Below are 24,197 nucleotides of genomic sequence, written 5' to 3' on the forward strand. Positions count from 1 at the left end.
AATGATCCTTAATACTTTATTTGTTAAAATTTACAGTTCTAATGAGATGCCTTGACGAGCACTTTTTATATCCAATGCACTCTTAGAAGTAATTTTAAGATATGATTTTGCAAATATTTTCTGTGATGTCTTGTTTAGGATTATTTCAAAATTTTTAGGTAGATTTATTCCTAGAGGATTGCTTTCTTTAATCGAAAGCTCAGTAAAAACACGTGTTCCCATAATATAATCAAACCACGGACGTGTAACACACCAATTGGCATTTTGATTACTAGCCATATGATGATCATAGTGCCAAGGGATCCGTTTACGCGCATATTCAGGGTCTAGGTGAGATTTTGCATGTACTCGCCAATAATTCCAAATCCCATAATATAAGCCGGCAGTAAAAAATGGTGCAATGGGTAAAAATACAGTTGAAACCGCGGCTATACCTAACAATGCGGTTTTTTCATTATAAATTTCTGCATTTTTAAACATAGATTCACGATATCCTTCATCATGAAACACATGTGTTCTGGCACGTTTATGATGTGCTATATGTGTGAAGAAAGGGCTATTACGGTGTTTACTTGGAAATTCATGCAACCATACCTTATGTGCATACCATTCAAATCCATTCGCAACTAAAAGGCCAATTGGAAAACCTAACATCTCTAATCCTTTTCAATTAAGAAATAAACATCAGTGTAGAAAAGAACAGCTCATTTTTTTTGACTGAAAAGCTAATTCGTTAAATGTCATTAGAATCAAGTTATAGCTAAAAAATTATTTTTGCTTACGCTGGCGATAATAGGATGGCGTTTCATTTGTCCAGCGTTTAAAGGCACGTGAAAAGGCGGAAGGCTCAGAAAAACCAAGTAAATATACAACTTGATCTATGCTTATATTGGGATTCATCAATAGTTTTTTGGCCATTTTTTCACGGTAAGTTGCCAAAACTTTTTCAAAAGTCGTATTCACTTCTTTAAGATCTGCACGAAGTTTTCGTGGCTGCAGCCCTAAATGTTGGGCAATTAATTTTAAATCTAATTGACCTGATTCTAATAAACCGGAGCTGAGTAAGTTTTCTATATCATTAATTAAATAATATTTATCGACAACTTTCACCTGCTGTTTAGCAACATGCTCATGTATTTTTAATAGCATTGGTTCAGCTGATGCTGAAGCTAAGCTCAATATTTCAGCATCAAAAACTATACAGCCGTGCTGCATACCTAAACGAGTAGGGCATTTCCAGATACGTTGATATTCATCTAAGCTCGCACCTTGTTGGTATGGCAACCATATTTCTTTGGGATTAAAATGATTGTTAGTTATATAGTTCAAAAAATTAAGCATAACGCTTATGGCGCATTCTAGATAATGACGAACTGGGTGCTGAAGATTCGTGATCATTGCATTTTGATTTTCAATGTGTAAATGAGCCACAAAAGCATCAGTAAAAATTTTTTGATAACGCAAAGCTCTTTGTAAGCCGTCCCCAAATGTAGGACTACTCATAAAAATGTATTCTAATATTTCGCCTCTAAAAATGGGGAAATGTTCACCTACATGAAGTCCGATATTTTGATCAGCACTGATTTCTTCAGCTATTTCCCAAAAGCGTTGTTGGGTCGAATTATCTCGCCGAATGGTTTTGTCAGGTGGTTGTTCTGATAATCTTATTTGTGAAAATATCCGATTTGCATCCAAATTCATTTTATTTAGGGTGTGATATGTTAACCAGAGGAAAACACCAGAATCACTAGATTTGTTTTGATCCATAAATCAAAAATACCGATTTCAACATATACAATTAATACTCATAGATCAGGCTACAAATGTATAAAAGTCATGAAAATTTAAGCTTGTTTTATCATCTTAGAGAAAGCCATTTGACTGTTCAATGTCATTGCGTGCTAATTTTAATTATTGTTCTACAATCTAATTTAGCTATTCAACAAATACGCCTAACAATCTTTTTAAAATGTCTTTTATTTCTGAGCTGCCTTCTCAACTAGTCGCTTAAAGCTAGGGCATTGCAAATGCGATGGTGCAGGGCAGTCACCTACGTGGCGAAGTATGTCACGGAATGCGATCAATTTATGAATTTGAAGATCAATCTCATCGGCTTTTTGATGAATAACACTTGGAGAAAGATCAAGTGCGCCACGACTATCGAACATTGCTGCGATCTCTTTAAGCGAAAAGCCCGCCGATTTTCCCATTGAAATCAAAGTGAGTCGTAACAGAACTTCAGAAGAAAATTGTCTACGTAATCCATGACGAGAAATTGAGAAAATCAAACCGATTTCTTCATAATAGCGTAGTGCTGAAGGTTTAATTCCACTTTTTGCTGAAACTACACCAATATCAAGAAATTTCATACTTGACCTCAAGTCAACTTGAATTAGTAGTATGTGATTAAACACCACTGCTGACAAGAGCGCAACATGACAGAGCAGACAGAATCGATAAACAAGACCCAAACTGGAATCACCATCACTTTGGCGTTATCCATGCTATTGGCATCGCTGGGGACAAGCATTGTCAATATCGCCTTACCCACACTTGCTGAGGTATTTCTACTGCCATTTAATCAAATACAGGCTATTGTAATTGGATATCTTGTCTCGCTGACGCTCTCTGTTGTCATTGCTGGACGCTTAGGTGATCGATATGGATGTAAGTCTATGCTGATCGTTGGACTGATTATATTCAGTTTGGCTTCACTGCTATGTAGTGTTGCACCTAACTTATTGATATTGGTTGCTTCACGATCATTTCAAGGAATAGGTGCGGCATTCTTAATGACACTTGCAATGGCACTGACACGTCATACCGTCAGTAAATCACAGTTGGGAAGAGCAATGGGAATGCTTGGAACGATATCAGCTTTAGGTACAGCACTTGGACCAGTGTTGGGTGGGTTTCTGCTTGTTGTGAGCGGTTGGCAAGGCATTTTTGGATTACAGTTTATACTTGCGGGTATCGCGATTATTCTGACTTGGGTACTGCTGCCTAATGATTACATTAAAAAAGAAATTCCTGCACTAACTTCTTTGCAACCAGACACGAACATAACACAAAACCTCATGGTTAATTTGCTGGTTGCCGCCGTTATGATGACCACACTTGTCATTGGACCTTTTTATCTCAGTCTTGGTCTAAACTTGAATCAAATACAAGTGGGTTTGATTATGGGGATTGGGCCAGTGGTTGCTATCTTAAGTGGGATTCCATCGGGTCGACTTGTCGATCGTTGGGGCAGTCGCTATATCGTCACTACAGGGTTGATTTTTCTGATTATCGGTAGCTCGATGCTCGCTATCTTACCGAAATTGATGGGTATAAGTGGCTATATTATGCCGATCATTATTTTGACTTCGGGTTATCAACTGTTTCAGGCAGCCAACAATACCATGACCTTGGCAGATGTTCCCAAAGCTCGACAAGGGATGGTATCAGGACTTCTTAGCTTATCTCGTAATATGGGCTTAATTATCGGGGTTTCAGTGATGGGAGCTATTTTTTCATTTGGTGTCGGCACAAATCAACTCACTCAGGCAACGGCTTTAGCAATCATTGATGGGATGCAATTTACCTTTTTGTGTGCTGGAGCATTGATGATTGTGGGGGTGCTCATCAGTTTTGTCTCATTTCGTAGACAATATTGATAAGAAGGATTTGTAGCGTAATCGTATAAAATGAGCTAGATCTAACAAGCCCTTTTAAGGGCTTGTATGCGTTTATTTTTGTTTGGTTTCAATTAAATCACTTAAATTATAACCTAAGCTTTTAGCATAATTTAAATATTCTTCAGTTGTGGCTGGATCAAGCTGTGGAGATCGACTGAGTAACCATAAATATTTTTTGTTGGGTGTACCGATCAATGCAACTTGATAATTTTCATCCAGCTTTAAAATCCAATAATCACCACGCCCCACAGGTAACCAACGAAGTATTTTTGGTAAAAAACTTACTTTTAATTTGGAGTTCGTAGGCGCGTTTTGTACATATGCTTCGCCAATTGATTGTTGAAGCTTGCCATTTTTATCGTAACAACGATTATCTACTTTGATTGAGCCATTTTCATTTAAGGAATAATCAGCAGTAACGTTATAATCGCATTTATTTTGAAAATACATTGGCTTGCGTGCAATTTCATGCCAAGCACCCAGATACCTCTTTAAATCTACATTTTTAACGGTTTGAATCTTTTCATTTTCTGCATAAGCAAATGCCGCAACACTAAGTAATGCTATTCCACCGACGAGCGTTAATATTTTAAACTTGTTGTTCATGACATAGCCCTATATTTAAGTATTTAATATATATATTCATTATGTCGCGCCTGATGCGGGGATATTGTAATTTTGCTTACAAGTCATGTAGTTTTTTCATATAAAAATCTCTTCTAAGCAGTCCAAGTTGTCTTTTTCTTGCGATAATTTCATCATGCTGGTAAGGCAGTATTTCAGCCAATTGATCAACAGTTAAATGGTTGTTTTCAATGAGAAAGCAATCTTGATCTGTTGACCAAGCAGAGGATAACAATTGTTTTGTGTTTGGCTTATTTCTATAGGACATGGGATTAAATTCTTTACACCTTAAATGGCTGACAATCAATAAAATTGCGAGTGATTGAATTTTAACGCTCTGCACTTTTAGCGATATAAATTTGATATATTTATATCAAATTTTGATTTTGTTACTTAATCAAGATTTTAATATGTACTTTAGAAAAACTCAAATTTTAATTGTTATCGATAAATTGAGAGGGTGATATAAGATATAAATAGTTTATGATCAGCTTAACCTAAGAACGATGAAGCAAGTTTATGAAAAAAATAACAATGGTATTATTGCTTATGCTTACAGGTTGCATTACTCCAAATCCTCATAGTTTGGTACTGATGAAACAAGAAAAACCCATTAAAGTCATGCATGAGCAACTGGATGATGAAAATACCAGTAATGAGGTAAATAGAGCATTATTATGTGGTGAATATGAGCGTGTCTATAAAACAGAATACCTGCCTGCTTTAATGAAATATGATAAATCATTAGGGCAAGAAAAACCAAAACAGTACTATTTGGATGAATTAAATAACACCATTTCTCAATATTTAGAACTGAAAAAAATAACCTGTTAAGGCTTTTTAGTTTGTTCAGTATTTATGTTGAGTTTCTTCCATTTTCTGATTTGAACTCTAAAATTGGTAAAAGGGGGCGACAGTGTTGATATGAATCCATTTATACAGTGGCCAGTTGGCAGGTGTGGTTGCCCATTTACGTTGATTTATTTCAAATAGTTCTCCATCTGTTAGATTTTCAATCCAGTCTGTGACTTCTTTGACCTGTTTAGATAATAACCGAGTATTTTCTTTTAATGAATGCTGGGCATGGGTTTGATAAAAATTTTGATATAGACTTGCTAAGTTATTCCATTTATAGCCTTCTTTCGGCATTGAAACGGGGAAACCTGCAAGTTCTTTGCTTTCCCATTCTAATAATAAATTTACCCATCCCAATTGATAGGATAAATTTTGGGCAGGGGTTTTATCTACAGTTGCAACTTTATGATCTTTTAAGTCTTCGGATATTTCTTCAAATTCTGTTAAATATTGATTTAATGAATTATTGATTGCAACAATCAGTTCCTGTTTAGATTGATAGGTTTTCATCTATTCAATATTCCCAAAATAAATACAATACTGTTTATATTTAGTGCAAGTTTAGATCTAATTTATTTTAATTATGAAAAGGGTGGAGCAACTCATTACCGTAGTGAATATATAGTAATGAGTCTGAAATTAATGCCAATAGAAAATGAGTCATTCAAGAAGGCTTGTCTATTGTTTATATTCCGCAGCGATTATTCAAAATTATTTAGCAGCAGCTTGCACATCGCCTTGTGCACTTCTAAACAACTTCCATTCATCAACCACTGTTCCATTTGGAAGCTTACAATATCCTGCTTCATTTCCTAATGCATCTTTTTTAATCTGAGACTCGCCTCCCATTTTTTGACAATACACACTTGCGGGATTAGCCATGCCAAGCGGTTTAGCATTTTGAGTATTTACTTCAGGGGTAGAACAGGCAGAAAGAAGTGTTGTCATGAGCACAGATGTGCCAATATATATTTTATTCATTGCAAATAAAGTCTTTGTTTTAAAGTATGAAGTATAATTAAATTAGCAAGTTTTAATGTATCTACTCTGTATAATCCTGTAGCTCAAAATAATGATGAGTACGACTTAGTATAAAGTTTAATTAAATAATATTATGTATAAATAAAGAAAATCTTTTAAATGTAAATGGTATAGTCAGTTAAATATAATAGTAAGTTAAATATGGGCAACGCAGTATTGATATTACACTTACACCAACACCGTATTTATGGGTGGAGACTAAATAGGGTATAAAAAGCACGAAACAGTAAAGTCTATTTCATGCTGATATAGATAAACAGATTATACATTTAAGTGTTTGATAAAATGCTCTAAAACCAGGGGTGATTTTAATTCTAGATTTGGCGCATATTTTTCATTTTCAGTTCGTAAATGAGGAATATTTAAGGCAGCTTTACGCAATTCACAAGTATGACCAATCAGCCATTTTTCCATATCCTCTGCTGCAACTTCGACATGGAATTGTAGTGCTAAGATATTTTGACCAACTCTAAATGCCTGATTTGTATAAATTGCAGAGCTTGCAAGTAATTCAGCCTGTACTGGCAAGTCAAACGTATCACCATGCCAATGTAAAACTTCGGTATTTACGAGTGGCAATAATGGATTATTTTGAGCCAGATTTAGCTTCAATTGACTCCAGCCAATTTCTTTTTGATGGCCTGCATAAACCTTTGCACCCAAAGCATGTGCAATCAATTGTGCACCTAAGCAAATACCAAGCGTTGGTAAATTCTTGGCTAAACGTTGTTTAAGATAAGTGATTTCATCATTTAAAAAAGGATAATCCTCAGTTTCATAAACACCAATTGGACCACCTAGAACGACGACTAAACCTTCAAATGCAAATGCTTGCTTTAAATCATCTATACCTGCTTCAAAATAACGTATGCGATAGCCCAAATCATAAAAAGTGTCTTCAAGAATACCTAAATCTTCAAAAGCTAAATGTTGAATGGCATAGATTGTCTTCGGCAAAGCGTATGTGGAGGAAGTCATGGTTTTATGATGATTTAACGAGAATATCGCTAATTTATACTAGATTCTATTGGGTTGAAAACTAAATTTATGATGTGATTTGCAACATAGAATAAATACAGTGTTTGCTTGATTCCAAAATGGTCGATTTAACCGAATCATCAGAAACACTTCTTGCTATGAGTATAGCACCTACCAGTTGACATAAGACGCCCCAGGCTTTTTCTTCACTTCCGAGGCGTTGAGTAAATAGGGCATGACCGCGCTGTAATTCTTGTTGATAGCGTTGTTTAATCTCCTCATCAGAACGTGCGACTTCTGTGGCGAGTGTTGGCAGTACACAACCATGATTTGGATGTTCAACATGAGAGAGGGTTAAGTAACGATTGAGTTCAAATTCAATCCATAACTCAGCCTGATTATGGGGATTGCTTTGCCACAGCTGAATGCTATTTTTAAGTTCATTTTCAACCAATGCTTTAAACAAATCCTGCTTGGAAGAAAAATGTGAATAGAATGCACCACTGGTCACGCCAGCAGCTTTCATAAAGCCATCTACACCGGTTGCAGCAAAGCCATCTTTTTTGGCAAGCTGTCCACTGATTTTTAATAGTTCTTTTCTTTTTTCTTCTTTATATCCAGATTTGTATCGCATATTTTCCTCGATCAAATTTTCCTTGACGCTCTTGTAAAACTATAACATAGTGATCGTTATAATAACGATCGTTATGCAAAAAGGGAAGCATGATATGCAAGATGAAATAACAACATCAAATCAGAAAGTTGCATTGATTATTGGAGCAGGTGATGCAACAGGTGGCGCAATTGCGAAACGTTTTGCCAAAGGGGGATATATTAGTTGTATGACCCGTCGCAATGCTGACAAGTTACAACCACTGATTGATGAAATTGAACAGGCTGGCGGGACAGCATATGGTTTTGCATCAGATGCTCGAAAAGAACAGCAAGTTATACAATTAATCGAAGAAATTGAAAGCAATATTGGTGAAATAGAGGTATTAGTTTTTAATATCGGTGCCAATGTTCCATGTAGCATTCTTGAAGAAACAGCGCGTAAATATTTTAAAATATGGGAAATGGCCTGTTTTTCTGCTTTTTTAACTGGTCGTGAAGTGGCGAAACGAATGGTAAGCCGACAACGCGGGACATTGATCTTTACAGGTGCGACTGCTGGTCTACGTGGTGCTGCTTATTTTTCAGCATTTGCAGGGGCAAAGCATGCACTTAGAGCTTTGGCACAGAGTATGGCGCGTGAACTTGGTCCACAGAATATTCATGTGGCTCATGTGGTAGTTGATGGTGCAATTGATACAGATTTTATTAAAAACAGTTTTCCTGATCTTTATGAGAAAAAAGACCAAGATGGTATTTTAAATCCTGAACATATTGCTGAAAATTATTGGCATCTTGCCCAGCAACCGCGTGATGCATGGACGCATGAACTAGATTTACGTCCTTGGATGGAAAAATGGTAAGTTACTTTATATTGGTAAGTAGGCTTGTATGAGTTGGTTAATATAGCTAGATGACTTATCTCGATATAGCGAGAGTAAGAAGTCATGATTTAAGTTTTTTCTAGAATCATTTTTACAGTAGTACGATAAAAATATGATCAGTACAGTTAAGGAATAACACTGAATGAAACAGGTAGAATTTTATTTTGATTTGGGTAGCCCATATAGTTATTTAGGCTTTTATCAGATTCAAAAAATTGCAAAACAAAATCAAGCACAAGTGATCTGGAAGCCGATCTTGCTTGGTGGCATTTTTAAAGCCACAGGGAACAGTAGTCCAATGGCTGTGCCAGCAAAAGCCAGTTATTCGATGATCGATATGGGGCGTTGGTCAAAACTCTGGAATATTCCAATACAAATGAATCCCTATTTTCCAATTAATACTTTAAATCTGATGCGCGTGATTACAGCAGTTCAGCTTTATCAAGCTGAAAAATTCTTAACAGTGTTAAACGCTTTATTTGATGCAATGTTTGGGCATCCGCGTAATTTAAATGATATCAATGAATTTATTACCTTGCTTCAATCATTGGGTTTTAGTACAGAGCAGGTTCAAACTTGGCTTTCAGATGAACAGGTTAAAGCCCAACTAAAAAATATCACAGAAGAAGCCATTGGGCGTGGTGTTTTTGGTGCACCGACATGGTTTATTGGAGATGAAATGTTTTGGGGTGTTGATCATCTTCACTTTGTTGAGATGGAATTGGCTTAATCTTGATAAATACGCTTTTAAATTCTGATTCTATTATTTAGATGCTAGCATGAGAGAATTGCATTGTATTGTGTTACAGCTAGCCATGCCGCACAGTTATTCTATAGAAAGCCAAACTGCATTGAATCAGAAAAATATTTGATGAAGAAAGCTAATCGTAAATATAGAGGATTAAACATAAAAATGCTGTAATAGTGCAAGGATTAGTGCCAAAGTGAATACGGATAAAAGTGTTTGCATGCTGATGCTTGCTGCCATTAATTGATGATCGCCGTTTAATAGTTTGGTTAAGATATATGCGGAAGATGCGGTTGGGATAGAAAAGAAAATCATGATAGCAATCACGGCGGCATGACTTAGCTCAAAAAACTGCAAACAGATAAAGGCAATAAGCGGGATCAGCAATAATCTGATTAGGCTAATGAGCAAAGACTTTTTCAGATAAATTCTGAGGGTCGAAAATTGAATTGCTGTTCCTACACATAATAAGCCTAACATCAGACTACTACTTGAAAAAGCATTTAACAGGTTTGCAAAGCCAGACCAAATAGGGATGTTTAAAAGATTAAATGTAATTCCCAATATACAAGAGCTGATCAGTGGGTTTTTGATTAAAGACCAGAATATATTTTTAATGTTCAGTTGATCTTTATCTGTCAGAGAAAGGATCGAAATAACATTAACTAAGGGAATTGCTATAGCAAGGATATTTACCAAGATACTTTTGATTTCAGCATTATTAAGTGTTGTGGCAATCGAGAGTCCGAGATAGGTATTAAAACGAATCAAGCTTTGGACATATACACCGATCTGGGCAATAGGTGTTCGGTTTAACTTTGCAAACAGATAAACGCCAGCAATGATCATGGCCATAATTAAAAAAATGACTGTAAGAATACTGTTGAGATGCCCCATATTCATATCTGCATTTGCAAGAGAACTAAACAATAAGGCTGGAAATAAAATATAGTAATTTAGCTTTTCTGCGCCATTCCAGAATTTTTCATCAAGTATATGTGACTGGAAAAGATAAAAACCTAAACCAATCAAAGCGATGGATGGGAAAAGAATAGTAATCATTTGTAGCATGATGAACGCTCTATGCAGAACCTAATTCGACCAAGTCCCACCCACTGATTTTTTCATCTGTAAGCTAAACCCAAGTAAATTTTAATCAAGAATATGACTTATGCCTATTCATGGTAAAATGAGTCTTTACTCATGGATAGAGTGGCGATGACATTTACTCAACTGACTATTTTTGCCGTGTTAGCTGAACAGAAAAGCTTTACTGTTACAGCTCAGCGTTTGCAAATTTCTCAATCTGCGATTTCTCATGCAATTAAATGCTTAGAACAAGATTGGTCGGTCACATTGTTTTATCGCAATCATAATGAAGTTGAGTTAACTGAATCTGGCATACGGCTTTTAGTGCATGTGAAAGAAATTTTGAATATTTCTAATGTACTAAAACAAGAAATCTCCGATATACAAGGATTTCATTCTGGAACTTTAAGAATTGGATCTTTTGGTGCTTCATCTTCTAATGTACTTATTCCCTTAATTCTAGAAAAATTTAGTTTAAAATATCCAAATATTGAAGTGTTTATTAAAGAAGGAACGGATAAAGATATTACTCAATGGATTCATGATCGTACTATTGATGTTGGATTTGTAGTTTTACCCGAAGAACGCTTTGATACTTTTCCTGTGATTGAGGATATTTTTGTAGCACTTATTCCAAAGTCCTATGCACGATCACAGCAAAGTGCAGTTCGATTGGATGAATTGGCAGAATATCCTTTTTTAATGACCTCAGCAGGCAGTCAAAACCATGTCACAGAGATGTTTAGAAAAGCCAATCTGAGTCCAAAAATTAAATGTTATTTTTCTCAAATTTTGACCATTATTAATATGGTGAACAATGGTGCAGGTGTTTCAATTGTTGCTGATATGGCATTGAATAAAGAGTTAATGACACTGTTTCCCAATGTGCAAAAATTACCTTTATCACCCAATATTAAGCGGTCTATTAGTCTGGCAGTGAAGAATAAAAAACAGATGAGTCCAATTACGCAGGCATTTATTGATATTGCACAAATGGTTTAGCATTTTATCGTGAACGTTTCGCAGAAGAATAAATGACGAGTCTAAACACAGCATGAATGATTTGATTTATAAATTCATAGAACGTCCTAAAACAGCATTTATACTATGTCGCTGTGTTGCTAACCTATCCTTATGGGCAATTAGTCATATCAAAAATTTTAGTATTTTATGGGTAATATGCTTCTTTGTTTTTACCGCATTTTCTGCATTGTTTTTGTCTGTTTATTTGATGGAATTTGTTGTGAAAAAACCAAGATACAAGATCTACTTTCAACTGTTGTTTTATATACTTTTGATCATTTTATATTTAGCATTGAATACTTATAAATCTGTTTTAGATCAGAAATTTCTTCCACAAAGTTTAGTGATGTCTGTGATTGTGTTTTTCACAATGTTATTGATGATGAATTTAAGAGTCGTGGTTGGATATAGTTTCGAACATATTAAAATGTTATGGAAAAGACCTAAATAATTTTGCTGCTGATCTCAGTATATCTATTTGAACGCATTGGTTTATTCAACTAAACAAACAATACGAAACAGGCAATAAAGGAATGTGTTGATGAATTTAGAAACATTACAAAGGCAAATTTGCAAAAAATATGAATCAAAATATATGGAATTTAATCTGTCGGATAGGGTTGCAATTGCATTACAGAGTCTAGGCCAACAACCGATTTATGCAGTTCGAGTTGCGCTTAAAAAACAAGACAATGTTTCTTGGTTTATTCACTGTGGAGAATATTCTTCAGCTGATGATTTTTATCAACCGCTGCATGCCTCACATTTACAGCAATATTTACCTGAAATTTTACCTTATTTGGCGCTTGAGCACGGTTATCATGTCATTATTGATAAGCATGGCTATGAAGATGTTTGGATGAATCCAACAACCGACTAAATTTAGCGAATCATCGCAATCTGTATAAAATAATGAATGAATTGACAGTTATAAGGATTAAACAGCATCTTAATCATGACTAAAAAAAGCGAACCGAAGTTCACTTTTTTAAAGTGTAAATCAACTATAGAACTTAGAAGAAGCCCATTGCTTTGGTTGAATAGCTAACCAATAAATTCTTGGTTTGTTGATAATGATCAAGCATCATCTTGTGGTTTTCACGGCCAATACCAGATTTCTTATAACCACCAAATGCTGCATGTGCAGGGTAGATATGGTAGCAGTTGGTCCATACACGACCAGCTTCAATCGCACGACCCGCACGATAAGAGGTATGCGCAGAACGAGACCATACACCAGCGCCTAAGCCATACATCGTATCATTGGCAATTCTGATTGCATCATCATAATCTTTAAATGTTGCTACAGAGAGAACTGGTCCAAAAATTTCTTCTTGGAAAATCTTCATACTGTTGTCGCCTTTGAAAATGGTAGGTTCAATATAGAAACCTTGACCGACTTCCTGACGATCGCCACCCCCTGTAAGCAGTTGAGCACCTTCAGCACGACCTGTTGCAATACAACCCAAGATTTTGTCTTGTTGCTCTTGAGATGCCTGAGCACCAATCATGGTGTCTGTGTCTAAAGGATGTCCAGTTTTGATGCGTTTTACACGTTCAACTGCCATTTCAAGGAATTTATCTGCAATACTTTCTTGAACCAATGCACGTGATGGGCAAGTACATACTTCACCTTGGTTTAAGGCGAACATGGCAAAGCCTTCAAGCGCTTTGTCTAAATAATCATCATCTTTATCCATGACATCTTCAAAGAAAATGTTTGGTGATTTACCACCAAGCTCAAGCGTTACAGGAATAATATTTTCAGTTGCATATTGCATGATCATTTGACCAACCGCAGTAGAACCTGTAAAGGCAATTTTAGCAATACGTGGATTGGTAGCCAGTGGGCGACCCACTTCAACGCCGTAACCATTGACAATATTTAAAACGCCTGGCGGTAAAATATCTTGAATGAGTTCTGCAACTACTAAAATACTTGATGGTGTTTGTTCAGCAGGTTTAAGTACAATACAGTTACCCGCTGCAAGTGCTGGTGCAAGTTTCCATGCTGCCATAAGAATAGGGAAATTCCATGGAATGATCTGACCCACTACACCTAAAGGTTCATGGAAGTGGTAAGCAATGGTATCTTCATCAATTTCAGAGATACCACCTTCTTGTGCACGTAAACAACCTGCAAAATAACGGAAATGGTCAATTGCTAAAGGAATATCGGCTGCCAATGTTTCACGAATTGGCTTACCATTTTCCCATGTTTCTGCAACCGCCAGTAATTCTAAATTTTCTTCTAAACGATCTGCTATTTTCAGTAGTACATTTGAACGTATTGTTGGAGATGCTTTGTTCCATGAAGCTTTGGCTTTATGTGCTGCATCTAATGCAAGTTCGATATCTTCCGCGGAAGAACGTGGAATTTTGGTAAAGGCTTTACCATCTACAGGAGAGACATTATCAAAATATTGCCCTTTAACCGGTGCTACCCATTTGCCATCAATAAAGTTTTCATATTGGGCTTTGAACTGTACTTTTGAACCAGGCTGATTTGGATCTACATAACGCATAAGAGTATCCCTTTACTTATATTCATGATCATTAATGATGTGTTTAATATGGCATGTATGAACAATGATTGTTTACATGATGGATTGAGCATAGAGAGTCAAAGGTAGGGAAAAGGTTGGATGAAATCCTAGAGTCATTTGCGCTATGCTTTAATCTTTGGCAATATTTTCTTGTTTATTAGAAAATTGCTAAATATTGGAAAAAATTGGTTTTATTCTACAGCTTTGGTATGAGTTGTGTTGACTCAGGTTAAGCTCACTATGTTAATGTGCTAGAGTAATTTATAAGCAGGTCCGCTGGATAAAAACAACAGAGAAAGGATAGGATATTTTTTAACGAATTACAGAGGAAGTAGCGTATGTTAAGCCAACAAGAGTTATCAAATAAACGGAGTTTAATTGAGCAGTTACGCCAAAGCAGTAGTTTGTCTTTAAAACATGCTGATCAACTCGGACAGAGTATTGCAAGTTCATGGCAACGTTCCAACTCAGCTGCGATTCCCAAAGATCGTGATGCTGCACCTTTGATGAATGTAAAACAAGAAAGAAAAACGCTGTTAGAAAAAGCAATAGAACATTGTCGGGATGAATTAACTCATATCGCAGAACAGTCAGCAATGGTTGCTGCAGTAGGGGATATCGGTAGTACTATTATTTGGTCAGCCGCAAGTGGGCAAATGCGCAATGCTGCAGAACGTGTCCATTTTATTGCTGGTGGACAATGGCGTGAAGATTTGGTGGGAACTAATGCTTTGGCACTGTCATTAAAAACCCAACAATCCAGTTGTGTGTTTTCCAACGAGCATTTTATGTCTTCTGTGCATGACTGGGTTTGTTATGCCTCTCCAATTATAGATCCATATTCCAAACAAGTTTTAGGGGTCATTGATCTTTCAACCACATGGAATCATCACAATAGTTTGGGATTATTGGCGGCTGAGCGCTGTGCCTCGATTATTCAATCGGCATTGCTAGAGTTTCAACAACAACATTTATTTATCCGTGCTTTTGCTGTGCCACAAGTGTTGTTCAATGGCAAGATTGTGGTATTGACACCACGACAAATTGAAATTTTGACCATTCTTGCGTTGTGCCCTCAAGGGATGAATCTGGAAAATTTACATCAAGCGTTGTATGGTGAACGAAAAGTGAGTGTCGGCACATTAAAAGCAGAAATGTCGCAGTTGCGTGATATCTTGGGCGGCATGCTGGGTTCACGGCCTTATCGTTTATTGGCACATGTTGAAGCAGATTTCTTGCAAGCAGAGAATGCTTTAGATGCGGGTTATACCGAATCCGCTTTAAAATTATGTAAAGGTGTATTTTTAGCTAAAACCGAAAGTCCTTTTTTATCTGCATGGCGAGACTGCCTCGAATCACGCCTAAGTGAAGCGATTTTTAAAGCCAATGAAACAGATGCTTTATTAAAACACCTTGCACATTTTCCAGAAGCGATTGATGCCGTTGAACGTCTAATTGAACTTACACCAGACGGGCATCCTGCTCATCAAATTCTAATGAAATATAAAGATGAGCATTGATTTTGCAGGATACTTTTAACTGATCATTTGCTTGCAAAGAAAAATGGATTTGAGCCTTTAAGGTTGCTTTTGAGCTAACCATGAAAAAAGTTGATGATAAACTTCTCTTCTGACTTCTGGTGCCGATAAAACCAAGTCATGTAGTCCATTTTGAATGGTCATGACATTAACATCGCCCTGTATTTTACCTGCATCTCTGACGATGTCTTTGACCTCTAAAATAACATCAGTGCTTTGAGCATCTCGGTTAAATTTCTTAGGATAGGTTGTTCTGTGAGAATGCATCACTAAGGTTGGTACATTGATCTGTACACCTGCATGAATTTCTTTTTGCGCTTCAAAAATTGCATGCACAAAGCTTAAATATACTTTGGGGTAAGTTGGTTTTTTCCACTCTAAGCTGAAATCCCATTCGCCTTGCAAATCTTTATGCAGACTGGTGACATACCATTTATTTAATTCACTTGGAAACTTTAAATTAGGTAAGCGTTTGCCCATTGCGCTGAGTTTGGGGAGGGCTAATTTTTTCTTCCAAGCAGGCATATTAAAGTCATAAAAAGGACTATTGCACCATAAGGCTTGAATAAGGGGATGTTGTGGATAATGTGCTGCATATAATGTTGCGATCAATCCACCTGTAGAATGTCCTGCCAGTAACACCTCAGTGTGGCCTTCCTGACCAATAATCTTTAATGCTTGCGTGATTTCTTCATCATATTCATTCAAATTTAGAACATAATAATATTTTTGATGTGGTAGGTAAGAACGACCATATTTTCTTAAATCAAGTGCATAAAAATCATAATCATGTTGATTAAATTGTTCAGCCATTTCTGTTTGAAAGAAATAATCGATAAAACCATGGATATAGAGCACCGCTTTCTTGGTCGCTTGAGCTGCTTGTTTACGTACCAAAGTCGCAATGACTTTACCATCATAGTCATTTGGTAAGTTTAAGGTTAGTTTTTCATAACCCGTACCAAGGGTATCAGGTTGATATTCAATAGATTGAGTGGTCATAGCGTATTCCTGAATTTTATAGAAAAATGAAATCCGAAAAATTACAGATAGTCTTTTACCAGCGCATAGGATTCATCATATAGTTTTTGTGCCAACTTTATATCTTTGGCCCTGCCTGATTTAAACGCTGGAGTTTGTAAACTCACATAATCACCATTTCGCTTTTCCCATGACGGATCAAAAGCAATTTTTTTAATTAATTCGGCAGGCTTAGATGGTGGAATAAGACCAAGTTTAATGATTGCATATTGCCATTTGGGTAATTCACGATAAATCTCAGAATCTACGCCACCTGGATGTAATGCATTGCTGGTGACATGACTTCCATATAGTTGTTTGGCGAGGATATTACTAAAGAGCAGATTAGCTAATTTACTATTGCCATAGCTCAAAACACCATTGTATTTCTTCACTTGATCCGCGTTAAAGTTTTCAGGTTGGATACGACCTAAAAGATGCATCATTGAAGCCAAATGAATTACACGACCTTGTTGGGCTTTTTGAACCAATGGAAGAAGTTTCAATGTCCAAAGAAAAGGCCCCAGATAATTTACCCCAAACTGTTTTTCAAAACCATCAGCTGTGGCCTCAAGATCAGGTGTCATCATGCCAGCATTGTTGACTAATACATCAATTTTTTCATATTTGGCAATAATTTCATTGGCTGCTTGGTTAATTTGTTTAAGACTATTTAAATCAAGGTGAATTACGTCTACTTGACCTGTACCGAATGACTCTAAATGTTGCTGTGCTGTTTTGGCTTTTTCTAGATTACGACAAGCAATGATCACATGGTGACCATCCTTAATAAAGGTTTCTGCAGTTGCAAGCCCGATTCCGGTATTTGCACCCGTGATGATGATGGTTTTACTTGTTGTTGTCATTGCTGAAATAATCCGCTGATGTTTTAAGCATCATAGTCATAGATTGTGACTTTATCAATATATCTGACAATAATGATTGTCATTTTTTATAAGCGTATAAAAAAGGAATATTACCAAAGTAATATTCCTGAGTATCAAGCACACTTCATTGTATTTGGCCTAAAAGGTTCTCAGGCTGAGTAGAACGAAAGCGGATCATTTTACATTGCTGATTCAAAAATTTTAATGACTTGAGCATCAGTTGCTTTACGTGGATTGGTCAACATACAGGCATCTTTTTGCGCATTTGAGGTCATCACTGCATGATCTTCCGCTTTGACACCCAGTTCAGCTAAGCCAGAAGGGATACCAATAGATGATGATAACTCACGAATTGCATCAATCGCAGCAAAGGCAGCCTCAGTAACGGTTAAACCCTCAGTATTGACACCCATTAATTGGGCAATTTTTGCATAACGGTTTGGGCAGGCGATTAAGTTAAACTCACACACATGCGGTAATAGAATTGCATTACATACGCCGTGTGGAAGGTTATAGAAGCCACCTAATTGATGAGCCATTGCATGTACATAACCTAAAGACGCATTGTTAAATGCCATACCTGCTAAATATTGTGCATATGCCATTGCATCACGTGCTTCAAGATTTTCGCCATTGGCAACAGCAGGGCTTAACCATTCGCTAATCATTGAAATGGCTTTTTCTGCACATGCATCAGTAATTGGGTTTGCAGCAGTTGAAACATAAGCTTCTACAGCATGAGTTAAAGCATCCATACCCGTTGCAGCAGTTAAAGCAGCAGGTTTTGCAATCATAAGTTTAGGATCATCAATTGCAACAAGCGGTGTACAACGCCAATCAACAATTGCCATTTTTACATGGGTATCAGTATTGGTGATAATACAGAAACGAGTCATTTCGGAAGCAGTTCCTGCTGTCGTATTGATTGCGACAAGCGGTGTCATTGGGACTTTACTTTGATCAATCCCTTCATAATCACGAATATGACCGCCACCTGCGGTAACTAAGCCGATTCCTTTTGCACAGTCATGAGAAGAGCCACCGCCCAAAGACACAATAAAGTCACAACCATTATTGTTATATTCGTTTACGCCATTATGTACGTTAATGTCTGTCGGGTTTGGTTCCGCCCCAGGAAAAATATGACTGTCTACCCCAGCATCTTTAAGATATCCAACAATAATGTCTGCAACACCAAATTTGAATAAGCCGGCATCAGTGACGATGAGGGCTTTTTTTGCCCCTAAATTTTGTGCTTTAGCACCGACTTCTTTGGCACAACCTGGACCAAAAAGTGAGACGCAAGGGATGTAAAAACCGTTTGTTTGATCTGCTATATTTTTAAAAGCCATGGTGCGATTCCTTCTACCATTGTTATTTCATCATTCCAGAAAGGTGATGATCACCTTGAGGTTGAGTATCTGTTTTGAGGGCTAGATTGAATACCTACTAAACACCTACCAAACTTTAATAATGCAAACCTTAAACTAAGTGTTTGATATTTTTTATTTAAAATAAAGTAGTGAAGTTTTTCTTTATAATTTTTAAGGTGAAAATTATACTTGAACGTGAGTTTTGATTAAAAAGTACAAAAAGCTATTTTGTTGGGTGTTTTTTGCTCTAACAATTCATTTTATTTTTAAAAAGTGAATCGTTGAGTTTAATTTTGGGCATACATTTTAAAATCCATCAAAAATAGAATGAATTATCAATTTATGAGAATGTGTATTGATAATTAAAAAGTTAAAATTATGTGAAAAATTTGATATTTATATAATAGTTCAGCAGGGGCTTAAATAGACTTTTTAAATATACCTTTACTGTTAAATTATGCTAAATGATAAAAATAAAACAATGATATATATCATTAATAAGTATTATAAAAAATTTAAAAATAAAATTACCTATATTTTTTACGGCTGAGTGAAAATGCTATTGATCAGAATTTTATACATAAAGATTGTTTTTTATGTATGTTTTTTAAACAGGTTGCCACGGTTCGGTAATCTCATATTTTAAGGATAAAAAATGAAAAAAATATTAACGTTAAAAAATATTGTCATAACAAGTTCATTGTTCGCGATTACCAGCATGAGTTTTGCGGGGGAGTATAAACGCTTTTCAGTATCTGCAGGTTGGTTACATGTTATGCCTCAGGGAAAAGCCAATCCCTTTAATATTAATACCAGTGTTAAAAATGGTACTAACGCAACAGTCGGAAGTATCTCTACAACCAGTTTTTTAAACTCAGTTGATCCTAATGCTATGGGGGAAGACTTAGGCGGAGTACCATTTAATCAGAAAGAGGTTTTAACTGAATTTCTCAATGATGCATTTATGCAAACCCTATTGACCGATGGTAAGGGTAATATTTTGCCAGAGGTCGCAGGAACAGCAAATATTCATGGCTTGGAAAATTGGCAAGCTAAGGGAACAGGGCTTGAAGTCGATGATGTAGATACCCTTGGTATGATGTTAAATTATTACATTAATGACAATGTTTCTTTGCAACTCATTGGTGGAATTCCTCCAAAAGTTGATATTAAAGGTAAAGGGGAAATCTTGGCACCCCTCACCGGATTAGCCACCTCGCCAAGTGACCTAGTCGGAATTTTATTTCCAGATGGTATAGATTTAAACCAAGCAATTCCAATCACCAATTTAGGCAACAAATCTAAAGCAGCTTCAGTCCGTGCATGGACACCAGCGCTTGAAGCGCAATATCAGTTTGGTCAGTCTGGTGTCAATAAATTGCGTCCATATATTGGGGTAGGGGTGATGTACTCTCATTTTACTGATATTAAATTGAACTCACAGATCAAAAGTGATCTGGTCGCAGCGGGACACATGATTCAAAACGTTTTAGATGGAAAAGCAGGGGCTGCGTTGGATGGCAAACCTTCCAGTGCAAATCCTTATGTAAGGGTTAAAACGACTGATGCAATTGCACCTATTGTAAGTTTGGGTGCTACTTATGATATTAATGAAAACTGGTTTGGTGTGGCTTCTGTTTCTTATGCCAAGCTCAACAATCAGGCTAAGATTGATGTTGTTGATGCCAAGACTGGTAAGCGACTGATTAATTCCACCACAAAAGTTGATATAGATCCATTGATTACTTATGTTGGTGTGGGGTATCGCTTCTAAAATCAACACTATTTTCCCTAAGAATAGTGAAGATTTTAAATGGTTAGCTTCGGCTAACCATTTTTTATGTTGAGCAGAATGGTCTATGCAAATTTTTTTAGCTAGATGTAGATTGATGAGCAATAAAAAAGCATCCTAAATGGATGCTTTTTTGAGAGTATTGTACAAATCAGAGAATTTATTTCTCTACGATTGCAGTTACACCTTGACCACCAGCAGCACAAATCGAAATAAGTACACGACCTGAACCTTTTTGATTAATCAATTTTGCAGCAGTTGCCAAAATGCGACCACCTGTTGCTGCAAATGGATGACCAGCAGCTAAAGAAGAACCTTTAACATTGAGTTTGCTACGGTCAATTGAGCCCAATGGTGCATCTAGCCCTAAACGTTCTTTACAGAACTTAGGATCTTCCCATGCTTTTAAGGTAGAAAGAACTTGTGATGCAAAAGCTTCATGAATCTCATAGTAGTCGAAGTCTTGAAGCTTAATACCTGCACGAGCCAACATACGTGGAACAGCATAAGCAGGCGCCATCAATAAACCTTCTTTCTTATTCACAAAATCTACCGCAGCAGTTTCAGTGAATGTTAAGTAGGCAAGGACTTCATGACCATTTGCTTTAGCCCATTCTTCAGAGGCTAATAGAACAACTGAAGCACCGTCTGTAAGTGGGGTAGAGTTACCTGCAGTCATTGTTGCAGTATCACCTTTACCAAATGCAGGTTTAAGCTTAGCCAATTTTTCAACTGAAGAATCAGGACGCAAGTTATTGTCTTTGTCTAGACCCATAAACGGCGTGATCAAATCATCGAAGAAGCCTTCATCATATGCTTTGGCCATTTTTTGATGTGAAGATGCAGCAAGTTCATCTTGAGCTTCACGCGGAATACCCCATTCTAAAGCAGTAATCGCTTGGTGATCACCCATAGATAAACCAGTACGAGGTTCACCATTTTTTGGTGCATCCATCAAGTCTTTAACATTGATTTTAGCTAAAGCTTTTAAACGGTCTTTACCTGTTTTTGCAATGTTTAATTCAAGCAATGCTTTACGTAAGCCGTCACCAAATGCGATTGGTGCATCAGAGGTAGTATCCACACCACCAGCAATACCCACTTCAATTTGGCCTAATGCAATTTTGTTTGCAACAAGGAAAGCTGCTTGTAAGCCAGTACCACATGCTTGTTGAATATCATAAGCAGGGGTTTCAGGTGCAAGTTGAGTATTTAAAACACATTCACGTGTCATGTTGAAATCACGGCTATGTTTTAGAACTGCACCAGCAACAACTTCACCTAAACGTTGACCTTGAAGGTTAAAACGTTCAATTAAACCGTTTAAAGACGCAGTAAGCATGTCAATGTTTGACGCTCGGAAATAAGGGCCATTTGAACGTGCAAAAGGAATACGGTTACCGCCAATAATTGCTACGCGACGTACAGTGTTTTGACTCATAATTTTATCCTGCTGACCAGAAGTTTGAGTTTTAGAAGATGAAGCTGTTGTAACTTTTTTTGCCGTCGATGCTGTTGCTTTACTACGTGAAGCAGCTGCTGGCGCACGAGTCGGTTTTTTAGTCGTGTTGGCTGCATTGGCATTTGTAGAATTTGTGTTGCTACTTTTACTCGTACGAGTACGAGCTTTTGATGTATTTGACACAGTTTCTTGTACAGTGCTTTCAGCGTTTGAATTTTCTTGAGTTGTTTTGCTCATAAGGCTTTTCCAAGCATGTTCGCAATATTCTTAGGGCTTACATTAACATAATTGGCTATGACTCGAATTGACTATAATGACATTTGCATATTCTTTCAGGTCAAGTCATCATTTTGGCAACTCAAGTATGATTTAACTGAAACTTATGGGTCATATAGATGATAGCGTTGTTGACGATTCCTCTAAGTCTTGCGCGAAGACCAACGCAAGCCATTTAAGAAAGCGTAACACAGCTAAATATCTGAGATTATACTGAAGTTAAAAGATAGCTTAAGCCCCATACAAAATTAATTTGATGAGAGATAAGAAACATGTCTGACCAATACCAAGCATTTGCTAAATCTCCAATTGGTAAATTTGTCATAAAAAATTTAGGTTTACCATCACCAATCCAGCTAGACCGCTTTGAGTCAGCCACTCCTGTCGTTAAAGGTGCTGTATTATTTGGTGCAGCTCCAAAGAGTCATTTCACTGGTGAAGTTGCGCAGGTTCTTAGTAATATTCATGCCAACACTTATGCAGGGAATAACGCAGAGTTACAACAAGCTGCGGCAAAATCTGGTTTGAATGTGGGCGCTTTTAATGAAGGCGATAAAGAATCAAAATTCAAAGCAGTGATATTTGATGCATCAGGGATTCAAAATTCAGAACAATTACATGAACTACACAAGTTTTTTAATCCTGTTGCCCGTCAAATTGCAACATCAGGTCGTGTAATTATTATTGGTTTAACACCGGAAACTGCACCAACGATTAAACAAGCGATTGCACAACGTGCATTAGAAGGATTTGTTAAATCGGTTGGTAAAGAGTTTAAGAAAGGAATTGCTGCAGATCTTATTCAGGTTGATGCAGATGCTGCACAAAACTTGGAATCAAGTTTACGTTTTGCAATTTCTCCACGTTCAGCATACGTATCGGGTCAAGTGATTCGCGTATCTAAAGGTGATGTGATTGATATCGATTGGGCAAAACCGCTTGCAGGCAAAACTGCACTAGTAACAGGTGCAAGCCGTGGTATTGGTGAAGCGATTGCACATGTATTGGCACGTGATGGTGCACATGTAATTTGTTTGGATGTGCCCCCACAACAAGCAGACCTTGACCGTGTTGCAAGTGAAATCGGTGGTTCTACACTTGCAATTGATATCACTGCTGCTGATGCTGGTGAAAAAATCAAAGCTGCGGCAGCTCAACAAGGTGGTTTAGATATCATCGTACATAATGCGGGTATTACACGTGACAAAACTTTGGCAAATATGAAGCCAGAGATGTGGGATCTGGTGATTAATATCAACTTATCTGCTGCTGAACGTATTAACGATTATTTATTGTCAAATGATGGTTTAAATGTAAATGGTCGTATCGTTTGCGTATCTTCAATTTCAGGTATTGCTGGTAACTTAGGTCAAACCAACTATGCGGCATCAAAAGCAGGTGTCATTGGCTTGGTGAAATTTACTGCGCCTGTGTTAAAAAATGGTATTACCATTAATGCTGTAGCGCCAGGTTTCATTGAAACTCAAATGACCGCGGCAATTCCATTTGCAATCCGTGAAGCGGGTCGTCGTATGAACTCAATGAGTCAAGGTGGATTACCTGTTGATGTTGCTGAAACAATTGCTTTATTTGCATCTTCAGCATCTACAGGATTAAATGGTAATGTTGTGCGTGTTTGTGGTCAAAGCTTATTGGGTGCATAATCACGCATAAGTGAAATCCTGTTTCGTTTAGGGGATTACCGCGAAGAGATTATTTGTGTATTTAAATAACGCTTTCGCTGGCTTTCTCTTGAACGAAATCAGGAT

At 36.9% G+C, this 24,197-nt stretch carries 24 protein-coding genes; 9 read left to right on the forward strand and 15 right to left on the reverse strand.

The window, feature by feature from the left end:
- Positions 1 to 30: 30 nt before the first annotated feature.
- The 3 genes from AC2G3J_RS07815 to AC2G3J_RS07825 all read right to left on the reverse strand — a co-directional run bounded on the left by AC2G3J_RS07815 (position 31) and on the right by AC2G3J_RS07825 (position 2,369).
- Positions 31 to 654, reverse strand: coding sequence for a sterol desaturase family protein (locus AC2G3J_RS07815; RefSeq protein WP_419359609.1), 624 nt, complete (start codon positions 652 to 654; stop codon positions 31 to 33).
- A gap of 114 nt (positions 655 to 768) precedes the next feature.
- On the reverse strand, positions 769 to 1,767 hold the full coding sequence (locus AC2G3J_RS07820; protein ID WP_483770908.1) for an AraC family transcriptional regulator: 999 nt from the start codon (positions 1,765 to 1,767) through the stop codon (positions 769 to 771).
- A gap of 209 nt (positions 1,768 to 1,976) precedes the next feature.
- Complete coding sequence (locus tag AC2G3J_RS07825; protein ID WP_483770909.1) at positions 1,977 to 2,369, reverse strand: helix-turn-helix domain-containing protein; 393 nt, start codon at positions 2,367 to 2,369, stop codon at positions 1,977 to 1,979.
- Positions 2,370 to 2,435: 66 nt separating this feature from the next.
- Between AC2G3J_RS07825 and AC2G3J_RS07830 the strand changes: the two genes are divergently transcribed.
- Positions 2,436 to 3,659, forward strand: a complete 1,224-nt coding sequence (locus AC2G3J_RS07830) for an MFS transporter (protein WP_419327798.1) — start codon at positions 2,436 to 2,438, stop codon at positions 3,657 to 3,659.
- Between the two features lie 72 nt (positions 3,660 to 3,731).
- On the opposite strand, the gene AC2G3J_RS07835 is transcribed toward AC2G3J_RS07830, so the two are convergent.
- Both AC2G3J_RS07835 and AC2G3J_RS07840 read right to left on the reverse strand, forming a co-directional pair.
- Positions 3,732 to 4,286 (reverse strand): lipocalin family protein, encoded by a 555-nt coding sequence (locus tag AC2G3J_RS07835; protein ID WP_483770910.1) that lies wholly within the window; start codon positions 4,284 to 4,286, stop codon positions 3,732 to 3,734.
- A 76-nt stretch (positions 4,287 to 4,362) separates the two neighbouring features.
- Positions 4,363 to 4,572, reverse strand: a complete 210-nt coding sequence (locus AC2G3J_RS07840) for an acyl-CoA thioesterase (protein WP_336954212.1) — start codon at positions 4,570 to 4,572, stop codon at positions 4,363 to 4,365.
- 251 nt (positions 4,573 to 4,823) lie between these two features.
- Here AC2G3J_RS07840 and AC2G3J_RS07845 point away from each other — a divergent pair, with 251 nt between their 5' ends.
- Positions 4,824 to 5,138 carry a hypothetical protein gene (locus AC2G3J_RS07845; protein WP_336954211.1) on the forward strand — a complete coding sequence of 105 codons (315 nt, stop codon included), beginning with the start codon at positions 4,824 to 4,826 and terminating at the stop codon, positions 5,136 to 5,138.
- 57 nt (positions 5,139 to 5,195) lie between these two features.
- Here the strand turns inward: AC2G3J_RS07845 and AC2G3J_RS07850 are convergent, their stop codons facing one another.
- The 4 genes from AC2G3J_RS07850 to AC2G3J_RS07865 form a co-directional block, all read right to left on the reverse strand.
- On the reverse strand, positions 5,196 to 5,669 hold the full coding sequence (locus tag AC2G3J_RS07850; protein WP_483770911.1) for a ClbS/DfsB family four-helix bundle protein: 474 nt from the start codon (positions 5,667 to 5,669) through the stop codon (positions 5,196 to 5,198).
- A 201-nt stretch (positions 5,670 to 5,870) separates the two neighbouring features.
- The gene (locus AC2G3J_RS07855) at positions 5,871 to 6,140 is read right to left on the reverse strand and encodes a putative hemolysin (protein ID WP_419359615.1); all 270 of its coding nucleotides are present in this window, start codon (positions 6,138 to 6,140) and stop codon (positions 5,871 to 5,873) included.
- A gap of 321 nt (positions 6,141 to 6,461) precedes the next feature.
- Positions 6,462 to 7,178: a glutamine amidotransferase gene (locus tag AC2G3J_RS07860; RefSeq protein ID WP_336954208.1), complete on the reverse strand. Its 717-nt coding sequence runs from the start codon at positions 7,176 to 7,178 to the stop codon at positions 6,462 to 6,464.
- Between the two features lie 67 nt (positions 7,179 to 7,245).
- Complete coding sequence (locus tag AC2G3J_RS07865; RefSeq protein ID WP_336954207.1) at positions 7,246 to 7,812, reverse strand: TetR/AcrR family transcriptional regulator; 567 nt, start codon at positions 7,810 to 7,812, stop codon at positions 7,246 to 7,248.
- 94 nt (positions 7,813 to 7,906) lie between these two features.
- Here AC2G3J_RS07865 and AC2G3J_RS07870 point away from each other — a divergent pair, with 94 nt between their 5' ends.
- Both AC2G3J_RS07870 and AC2G3J_RS07875 read left to right on the forward strand, forming a co-directional pair.
- Positions 7,907 to 8,653, forward strand: coding sequence for an SDR family oxidoreductase (locus AC2G3J_RS07870; protein ID WP_096734377.1), 747 nt, complete (start codon positions 7,907 to 7,909; stop codon positions 8,651 to 8,653).
- A 163-nt stretch (positions 8,654 to 8,816) separates the two neighbouring features.
- The gene (locus tag AC2G3J_RS07875; protein ID WP_336954206.1) at positions 8,817 to 9,404 is read left to right on the forward strand and encodes a 2-hydroxychromene-2-carboxylate isomerase; all 588 of its coding nucleotides are present in this window, start codon (positions 8,817 to 8,819) and stop codon (positions 9,402 to 9,404) included.
- Positions 9,405 to 9,575: 171 nt separating this feature from the next.
- Here AC2G3J_RS07875 and AC2G3J_RS07880 read toward each other — a convergent pair whose 3' ends face one another.
- On the reverse strand, positions 9,576 to 10,493 hold the full coding sequence (locus tag AC2G3J_RS07880) for an AEC family transporter (RefSeq protein ID WP_483770912.1): 918 nt from the start codon (positions 10,491 to 10,493) through the stop codon (positions 9,576 to 9,578).
- A gap of 147 nt (positions 10,494 to 10,640) precedes the next feature.
- On the opposite strand from AC2G3J_RS07880, the gene AC2G3J_RS07885 reads away from it, so the two are divergent.
- Both AC2G3J_RS07885 and AC2G3J_RS07890 read left to right on the forward strand, forming a co-directional pair.
- Entirely contained in the window at positions 10,641 to 11,513 is an 873-nt protein-coding gene (locus AC2G3J_RS07885) for a LysR family transcriptional regulator (RefSeq protein ID WP_336954288.1), read from the forward strand.
- Positions 11,514 to 12,075: 562 nt separating this feature from the next.
- A complete protein-coding gene (locus tag AC2G3J_RS07890; protein WP_336954202.1) occupies positions 12,076 to 12,414 on the forward strand; it encodes an immunity protein Imm33 domain-containing protein in 339 nt (112 codons plus the stop codon).
- A gap of 133 nt (positions 12,415 to 12,547) precedes the next feature.
- Here AC2G3J_RS07890 and exaC read toward each other — a convergent pair whose 3' ends face one another.
- Positions 12,548 to 14,059, reverse strand: coding sequence for an acetaldehyde dehydrogenase ExaC (gene exaC, locus AC2G3J_RS07895; RefSeq protein ID WP_483770913.1), 1,512 nt, complete (start codon positions 14,057 to 14,059; stop codon positions 12,548 to 12,550).
- Between the two features lie 359 nt (positions 14,060 to 14,418).
- Here exaC and AC2G3J_RS07900 point away from each other — a divergent pair, with 359 nt between their 5' ends.
- Positions 14,419 to 15,600, forward strand: coding sequence for a sigma-54-dependent transcriptional regulator family protein (locus tag AC2G3J_RS07900; protein WP_336954201.1), 1,182 nt, complete (start codon positions 14,419 to 14,421; stop codon positions 15,598 to 15,600).
- A 57-nt stretch (positions 15,601 to 15,657) separates the two neighbouring features.
- Here the strand turns inward: AC2G3J_RS07900 and AC2G3J_RS07905 are convergent, their stop codons facing one another.
- The 3 genes from AC2G3J_RS07905 to mdh all read right to left on the reverse strand — a co-directional run bounded on the left by AC2G3J_RS07905 (position 15,658) and on the right by mdh (position 18,877).
- Positions 15,658 to 16,620, reverse strand: a complete 963-nt coding sequence (locus AC2G3J_RS07905; RefSeq protein ID WP_419327803.1) for an alpha/beta hydrolase — start codon at positions 16,618 to 16,620, stop codon at positions 15,658 to 15,660.
- A gap of 41 nt (positions 16,621 to 16,661) precedes the next feature.
- Positions 16,662 to 17,504: an SDR family oxidoreductase gene (locus AC2G3J_RS07910; protein ID WP_483770914.1), complete on the reverse strand. Its 843-nt coding sequence runs from the start codon at positions 17,502 to 17,504 to the stop codon at positions 16,662 to 16,664.
- Between the two features lie 200 nt (positions 17,505 to 17,704).
- Positions 17,705 to 18,877 carry an iron-dependent methanol dehydrogenase gene (gene mdh / locus AC2G3J_RS07915; protein WP_483770915.1) on the reverse strand — a complete coding sequence of 391 codons (1,173 nt, stop codon included), beginning with the start codon at positions 18,875 to 18,877 and terminating at the stop codon, positions 17,705 to 17,707.
- Positions 18,878 to 19,553: 676 nt separating this feature from the next.
- On the opposite strand from mdh, the gene AC2G3J_RS07920 reads away from it, so the two are divergent.
- Positions 19,554 to 20,672: an OmpW/AlkL family protein gene (locus tag AC2G3J_RS07920; protein ID WP_336954197.1), complete on the forward strand. Its 1,119-nt coding sequence runs from the start codon at positions 19,554 to 19,556 to the stop codon at positions 20,670 to 20,672.
- Positions 20,673 to 20,850: 178 nt separating this feature from the next.
- Here the strand turns inward: AC2G3J_RS07920 and AC2G3J_RS07925 are convergent, their stop codons facing one another.
- On the reverse strand, positions 20,851 to 22,389 hold the full coding sequence (locus tag AC2G3J_RS07925; RefSeq protein ID WP_483770916.1) for an acetyl-CoA C-acetyltransferase: 1,539 nt from the start codon (positions 22,387 to 22,389) through the stop codon (positions 20,851 to 20,853).
- Between the two features lie 311 nt (positions 22,390 to 22,700).
- Here AC2G3J_RS07925 and AC2G3J_RS07930 point away from each other — a divergent pair, with 311 nt between their 5' ends.
- A complete protein-coding gene (locus tag AC2G3J_RS07930; protein WP_483770917.1) occupies positions 22,701 to 24,092 on the forward strand; it encodes a 3-oxoacyl-ACP reductase in 1,392 nt (463 codons plus the stop codon).
- The last annotated feature ends 105 nt before the right edge of the window (positions 24,093 to 24,197 follow it).

This window comes from Acinetobacter legionensis (assembly GCF_057165765.1).

Bases quoted from the DNA above. Each gene is read 5' to 3' on its own strand.
- AC2G3J_RS07815 (WP_419359609.1), bottom strand. From the start codon at position 654: ATGTTAGGTTTTCCAATTGGCCTTTTAGTTGCGAATGGATTTGAATGG.
- AC2G3J_RS07820 (WP_483770908.1), bottom strand. From the start codon at position 1,767: ATGGATCAAAACAAATCTAGTGATTCTGGTGTTTTCCTCTGGTTAACA.
- AC2G3J_RS07825 (WP_483770909.1), bottom strand. From the start codon at position 2,369: ATGAAATTTCTTGATATTGGTGTAGTTTCAGCAAAAAGTGGAATTAAA.
- AC2G3J_RS07830 (WP_419327798.1), top strand. From the start codon at position 2,436: ATGACAGAGCAGACAGAATCGATAAACAAGACCCAAACTGGAATCACC.
- AC2G3J_RS07835 (WP_483770910.1), bottom strand. From the start codon at position 4,286: ATGAACAACAAGTTTAAAATATTAACGCTCGTCGGTGGAATAGCATTA.
- AC2G3J_RS07840 (WP_336954212.1), bottom strand. From the start codon at position 4,572: ATGTCCTATAGAAATAAGCCAAACACAAAACAATTGTTATCCTCTGCT.
- AC2G3J_RS07845 (WP_336954211.1), top strand. From the start codon at position 4,824: ATGAAAAAAATAACAATGGTATTATTGCTTATGCTTACAGGTTGCATT.
- AC2G3J_RS07850 (WP_483770911.1), bottom strand. From the start codon at position 5,669: ATGAAAACCTATCAATCTAAACAGGAACTGATTGTTGCAATCAATAAT.
- AC2G3J_RS07855 (WP_419359615.1), bottom strand. From the start codon at position 6,140: ATGAATAAAATATATATTGGCACATCTGTGCTCATGACAACACTTCTT.
- AC2G3J_RS07860 (WP_336954208.1), bottom strand. From the start codon at position 7,178: ATGACTTCCTCCACATACGCTTTGCCGAAGACAATCTATGCCATTCAA.
- AC2G3J_RS07865 (WP_336954207.1), bottom strand. From the start codon at position 7,812: ATGCGATACAAATCTGGATATAAAGAAGAAAAAAGAAAAGAACTATTA.
- AC2G3J_RS07870 (WP_096734377.1), top strand. From the start codon at position 7,907: ATGCAAGATGAAATAACAACATCAAATCAGAAAGTTGCATTGATTATT.
- AC2G3J_RS07875 (WP_336954206.1), top strand. From the start codon at position 8,817: ATGAAACAGGTAGAATTTTATTTTGATTTGGGTAGCCCATATAGTTAT.
- AC2G3J_RS07880 (WP_483770912.1), bottom strand. From the start codon at position 10,493: ATGCTACAAATGATTACTATTCTTTTCCCATCCATCGCTTTGATTGGT.
- AC2G3J_RS07885 (WP_336954288.1), top strand. From the start codon at position 10,641: ATGACATTTACTCAACTGACTATTTTTGCCGTGTTAGCTGAACAGAAA.
- AC2G3J_RS07890 (WP_336954202.1), top strand. From the start codon at position 12,076: ATGAATTTAGAAACATTACAAAGGCAAATTTGCAAAAAATATGAATCA.
- exaC (WP_483770913.1), bottom strand. From the start codon at position 14,059: ATGCGTTATGTAGATCCAAATCAGCCTGGTTCAAAAGTACAGTTCAAA.
- AC2G3J_RS07900 (WP_336954201.1), top strand. From the start codon at position 14,419: ATGTTAAGCCAACAAGAGTTATCAAATAAACGGAGTTTAATTGAGCAG.
- AC2G3J_RS07905 (WP_419327803.1), bottom strand. From the start codon at position 16,620: ATGACCACTCAATCTATTGAATATCAACCTGATACCCTTGGTACGGGT.
- AC2G3J_RS07910 (WP_483770914.1), bottom strand. From the start codon at position 17,504: ATGACAACAACAAGTAAAACCATCATCATCACGGGTGCAAATACCGGA.
- mdh (WP_483770915.1), bottom strand. From the start codon at position 18,877: ATGGCTTTTAAAAATATAGCAGATCAAACAAACGGTTTTTACATCCCT.
- AC2G3J_RS07920 (WP_336954197.1), top strand. From the start codon at position 19,554: ATGAAAAAAATATTAACGTTAAAAAATATTGTCATAACAAGTTCATTG.
- AC2G3J_RS07925 (WP_483770916.1), bottom strand. From the start codon at position 22,389: ATGAGCAAAACAACTCAAGAAAATTCAAACGCTGAAAGCACTGTACAA.
- AC2G3J_RS07930 (WP_483770917.1), top strand. From the start codon at position 22,701: ATGTCTGACCAATACCAAGCATTTGCTAAATCTCCAATTGGTAAATTT.